Below are 4,856 nucleotides of genomic sequence, written 5' to 3' on the forward strand. Positions count from 1 at the left end.
GACACCGTGTGGATCAGCTGCTCGAAGCTCTCCGCGTCCAGCAGGAACAGGATCGCGGCATGCACCCGGTTCTGGGTGTTGTGGTTGGCGCGGCTGGCACCGATGAAGGCGCGCTGCTGCTCCTTCAACCGATCCACCTGGCTGCGCAGCCTTTCGGTCTGGAAGCCCTGCAGGTCGATCACCCCTTCGCCGCGGTCCCGCGGTGGCAGGGCCAGCCTGGCCAGCAGGTCCGGGTGCTGGACCAGGAAGTCCGGATGGGCCAGCAGCCAGGCCGAGACGTCCGCCGCGGTCAGGGTGGGGGCGTCCGGCCGCTTCACTTCCTGTGCCAACGGGCCGCCCTCACGCCGTCTTCTTGATGGCGGCGAGCTCGGCCTCGTCGAGGATGCTCTGCCCGGTCTTCTGCCAGTCGGCCACGAAGGCGGACAGGCCCTTGTCGGTCAGCGGATGGCTGTACAGCGCGCGCAGGGCGGCCGGCGGCAGGGTGCCGACATGGGCGCCCAGCTTGGCCGCCTCGATCACGTGGCGCGGGCCGCGGATCGACGCCACCAGCACCTGGGTCTTGATATCCGGGTACTGGCGATAGATCTGCACGATGTCGGCGATCAGGCCCATGCCGTCCTCGCCGACATCGTCGAGCCGGCCGACGAAGGGCGAGATGAAGGTCGCGCCGGCCTTGGCCGCCAGGATCGCCTGACCGGCCGAGAAGCACAGCGTGACGTTGACCATGGTGCCGGCGTCGGACAAGGTGCGGCAGACCTTGAGGCCGGCGGGCGTCAGCGGCACCTTGACCGCGATGTTCTTCGCGATCTTGGACAGCTTGCGGCCCTCGGCCATCATGGTGTCGAAGTCGGTCGCGGCGACCTCGGCCGAGACCGGACCCTTCACCACCTCGCAGATCTGCGGGATCAGGTCCAGGAACTTGGCCCCGGACTTGGCGATCAGGGAGGGGTTGGTCGTCACTCCATCGACCAGGCCGGTCGCGGCCAGGTCACGGATTTCGTTGAAGTCGGCGGTATCGATGAAGAACTTCATGGGCCTCGTTCCAATGGCCAGCGGTCGCTTCGGGCCGGTGCGCGGCACCGATGTCGGCCCGCGGGGGCAAGTCTAGCCCATGGCGGAGTCCGAGGCCACAGCAGCGACGCCGGTGGAGGAGGAGAGTGGCGCGGTTGCCACGGTCCGGGTGCTGCTGCCGCTGCCCCTGGCGGAAGCTTACGATTACGCGGTGCCGGAGGGGCTGGATCTTGCGCCCGGCAGCTATGTCGAGGTGCCGCTGGGCCGCCTCAGGCGGGTCGGCGTCATCTGGGGCCCGGGCACCGGCCAGGTCGCCCGCGCCCGGCTGAAGCCGGTGCTACACCGCTTCGACCTGCCGCCGCTGCCGGAGGTGGCGCGGAATTTCATCGACCGGGTCGCCCGCTACACTCTGTCGCCCCCCGGCGCGGTGCTGCGCATGACCCTGTCCTCGACCGGGGCGCTGGAGCCGCCGAAGCCGATCGTTGCGTACCGCCGTGCCGATCTTCCGCCCGAGGGCGCCAAGCTCAGCGCCGCCCGGCGGCGGGTGCTGGGCGTGCTGGAGGACGGGCCGGCGCGGCTGCCGGCCGAGCTGGCGCGCGAGGCCGGCTGCGGCACTGCCGTGATCAAGGGCATGGCCGAGGCCGGGCTCCTGGAGACCGTGCTGCTGCCCGGCTTCGACCCGGTGCCGCAGCCGGACCTGTCACGGCCGCGCGCCGTGCTGGGCGAGACCCAGCGCGAGGCGGCGGACCGGCTGATCGACGCGGTGGCCGACGGCGGCTACTCAACCACGCTGCTCGACGGCGTCACCGGCTCGGGCAAGACCGAGGTCTATTTCGAGGCGGTGGCGGCGGCGCTGGCGGCCGGCAAGCAGGTGCTGGTGCTGCTGCCGGAGATCGCGCTGTCGGCGCATTGGCTCGACCGCTTCGCCGCCCGCTTCGGCGTGCGCCCGACCGAATGGCATTCCGAGCTGACCTCAGTCCAGCGCCGGCGCAACTGGCGGGCCGTGGCCTTCGGCGAGGCCCGCGTGGTGGTCGGCGCCCGCTCGGCCCTGTTCCTGCCCTATCCCGATCTCGGCCTGATCGTGGTCGACGAGGAGCATGAGAGCGCCTTCAAGCAGGAGGACGGCGTCGTCTACCAGGCCCGCGACATGGCGGTGCTGCGCGGCCATCTCGGCGGCTTCCCGGTGGTGCTGGCCTCGGCCACACCGTCGCTGGAGACGCTGGCCAATGTCGAGGCCGGGCGCTATGGCGCGCTGGAGCTGCCGTCGCGGCACGGCACGGCACGGCTGCCCTCGGTGACGGCGATCGACATGCGCCGCGAATCGCCGCCGCGCGGCCGCTTCCTGTCACCGACCCTGCGTGAGGCGGTGGTGGAGACGCTGGCGGCGGGGGAGCAGGCGATGCTGTTCCTGAACCGTCGCGGCTACGCGCCCCTGACCCTGTGCCGGCATTGCGGCCACCGCCTGGAATGCCCGCACTGCACCGCCTGGCTGGTCGAGCATCGCTTGGCCGGGCGCCTCGAATGCCATCATTGCGGCCACCGGGCGCCGCTGCCCAAGACCTGCCCGTCCTGCCAGGCCGAGGGCAGCTTCGCCGCCTGCGGCCCGGGGGTGGAGCGGATCGCCGAGGAGGTCGACGCCACCCTGCCGGAGGCGCGCTGGCAGATCGTCGCCTCGGACACCTTCTCCGGGCCCCAGGCGATCGCCGACCTGACGGCGGATCTCGCCAGCGGCGCCGTCAACCTGCTGATCGGCACCCAGATCCTGGCCAAGGGGCACCATTTCCCCGGCCTGACGCTGGTCGGGGTGGTCGATGCCGATCTCGGCCTCGCCGGCGGCGACCTGCGCGCGGCGGAGCGGACCTGGCAGCTGCTGCACCAGGTCGGCGGCCGGGCCGGGCGCGGCGAGAAGCCGGGCCGGGTGCTGCTGCAGAGCTTCATGCCCGACCATCCGGTGATGCAGACCCTGGTGGCCGACGATCGCGACGGCTTCCTGGCGTCGGAGGCGGAGGCGCGGCGGTCGCGCGGCCTGCCGCCCTACGGCAAGCTGGTGGCGCTGATCGTCTCCGGCCCCGACCGCGGCGCGGTCGACCGGGTGGCACAGGATCTCGGCCGGGCGGCGCCGCAGGGCGACGGGATGATGGTGCTGGGCCCGGCCGACGCGCCGCTGGCGATGCTGCGCGGCCGCCACCGCCGCCGCCTGCTGCTGAAGGCCGACCGTCGTATCGGCGTGCAGTCGCTGGTGGCGGAATGGGTGTCGCGGGTGCAGGTGCCGGGCACGGTGCGGGTGCAGGTCGACATCGACCCGTATAGCTTCCTTTAGGCGTTGCCGACACCCGCCGCCTGGATGTCGGTCTTCGAGAAGTCGTCGCCCTTGAACAGCAGCGGCACTCCATGCGTCCGGGCGCAGGCATAGGACATGCAGTCGGCGAGGTTGAGCTGTGCCGGATGGCCCTGGCCCTTGCCATAGGTGGCGAAGGCGGCGACGGCTGCCGTGGCGGTCTCGCCATCGATCGGGACGATCGTGAGTCCGGCCTCGTCGAGCAGCATATGGATCAGGGCCTCGGCCCTGACCGGGTCGAGCCGCAGCAGGGTGGAGAGCCGCATCGCCGCTTCGAGGACCACAAGACCCGAGGTCAGGCGCCGTTCGGCCCTCGCCAGGATGTCGGCATAGCGGGGCGCATCGGGCTCACCGGCGATCAGGGCGACGATCACCGACGTGTCGACGAACATCAATGGCCCCACATCTCATCGATCTCGTCCTTGGTCATGGCGCGCCCGCCGGGTCCGGCTTCCCTGGCGGCGATCGCCGCGATCCGCGCGATGCGAATGGCGAGGGGCTCCTTCTCCGCCTCGCGGCGCAGCTCGGCCTCCAGCGCCTGGATGACGGCCTCGGTCATGGTCACGTTGCGCCGGGAGGCCAGTTCCTGAGCCAGTTCGCGCGCCCGGCTGTCACGGATCTGCAGTGTCACGACCGGCCCTCCTCGTTAGATAATGGCTATCCATACGCTACTATATCGTTATCCATACGTCGGGTGTGAAGGGCGTCGCCCCGATCAGGCGGCCGGTCGCTCCGCCGGCGCGTGGCTGGCGCGCAGGGGCAGCTCGGGCAGGAACAGGATCGCCACGAAGGCGGCGGCGATCACGCCGGTGCCGGCCAGGAAGGTGGTGGCGATGGCGTGTCGGTAGAGGTCGACCGCGGCGGCATGCGCCTCCGGCGGCAGGGCGGCCAACTGGCGCAGCCCGGCCTGGGCCAGGCCCTCGGCGCCTACGGCCAGGCGCAGCTGCCCGGCCAGCACCGCCCCGGCCGCGGCGACGCCCACCGCGCCGCCCAGCGAGCGGCAGAAGGCCAAGGTGGCGGTGGCCGCCCCGAGGTCCTCGCGCGGCACCGCGTTCTGCACGGCGATGGTCATGTTCGGCATCACCAGGCCGAGGCCGATGCCGATGGCGATCAGCGCCGGCTCGATCACCGGGATGCCCTGCGCCGTGGATGCGGCCCAGCTCAGCACGCCGAAGGCCAGGGTCGCCAGCGCCAGCCCGCCGGTCTGCGCCGGCTTGTAGCGGCCGGAGCGCAGCAGCACCCGGCCGTTGACGATCGAGGCGCCGACGAGGCCGAGCATCAGCGGCCCGGTCAGCAGGCCCGATCGCGCGGCGCTGACCCCCAGCACCAGCTGGAAGAACAGCGGGAAGAACACGCTGGCCGCCAGCATGCCCATGAAGGTCAGGGCCAGCACCAGGCAGCCGACGGCGAAGACCCGGTTGCGACGCAGATGCAGCGGCAGCACCGGGTCGGGGAAGCGGCGGGCATGGGCGACGAACAGCACCGCCAGAGCCAGCACCGCCGCGCC

General features: G+C 71.8%; 6 protein-coding genes. 1 reads left to right on the forward strand and 5 read right to left on the reverse strand.

Annotated elements, in window-relative coordinates; all coding sequences use genetic code 11:
* A partial coding sequence (locus tag ABDW35_RS32330) for a DUF484 family protein (protein WP_343717957.1) occupies positions 1-329 on the reverse strand: 329 nt, incomplete at its 3' end.
* A 10-nt stretch (positions 330-339) separates the two neighbouring features.
* Positions 340-1,032, reverse strand: a complete 693-nt coding sequence (fsa, locus tag ABDW35_RS32335) for a fructose-6-phosphate aldolase (RefSeq protein WP_343717958.1) — start codon at positions 1,030-1,032, stop codon at positions 340-342.
* Positions 1,033-1,111: 79 nt separating this feature from the next.
* On the opposite strand from fsa, the gene ABDW35_RS32340 reads away from it, so the two are divergent.
* Positions 1,112-3,331: a primosomal protein N' gene (locus tag ABDW35_RS32340; RefSeq protein ID WP_343717959.1), complete on the forward strand. Its 2,220-nt coding sequence runs from the start codon at positions 1,112-1,114 to the stop codon at positions 3,329-3,331.
* Here ABDW35_RS32340 and ABDW35_RS32345 read toward each other — a convergent pair.
* The 3 genes from ABDW35_RS32345 to ABDW35_RS32355 form a co-directional block, all read right to left on the reverse strand.
* A complete protein-coding gene (locus tag ABDW35_RS32345) occupies positions 3,328-3,741 on the reverse strand; it encodes a type II toxin-antitoxin system VapC family toxin (RefSeq protein WP_343717960.1) in 414 nt (137 codons plus the stop codon). The two genes, ABDW35_RS32340 and ABDW35_RS32345, sit on opposite strands and share 4 nt — an antisense overlap.
* Positions 3,741-3,980, reverse strand: a complete 240-nt coding sequence (locus ABDW35_RS32350; RefSeq protein ID WP_343717961.1) for a type II toxin-antitoxin system VapB family antitoxin — start codon at positions 3,978-3,980, stop codon at positions 3,741-3,743. Before ABDW35_RS32350 ends, ABDW35_RS32345 begins: the two co-directional genes overlap by 1 nt.
* 84 nt (positions 3,981-4,064) lie before the next feature.
* The coding region (locus ABDW35_RS32355) for an MFS transporter (protein WP_343717962.1) at positions 4,065-4,856 on the reverse strand (792 nt) is incomplete at its 5' end.

Source organism: Inquilinus sp., assembly GCF_039594555.1.
Classification (GTDB): domain Bacteria; phylum Pseudomonadota; class Alphaproteobacteria; order DSM-16000; family Inquilinaceae; genus Inquilinus.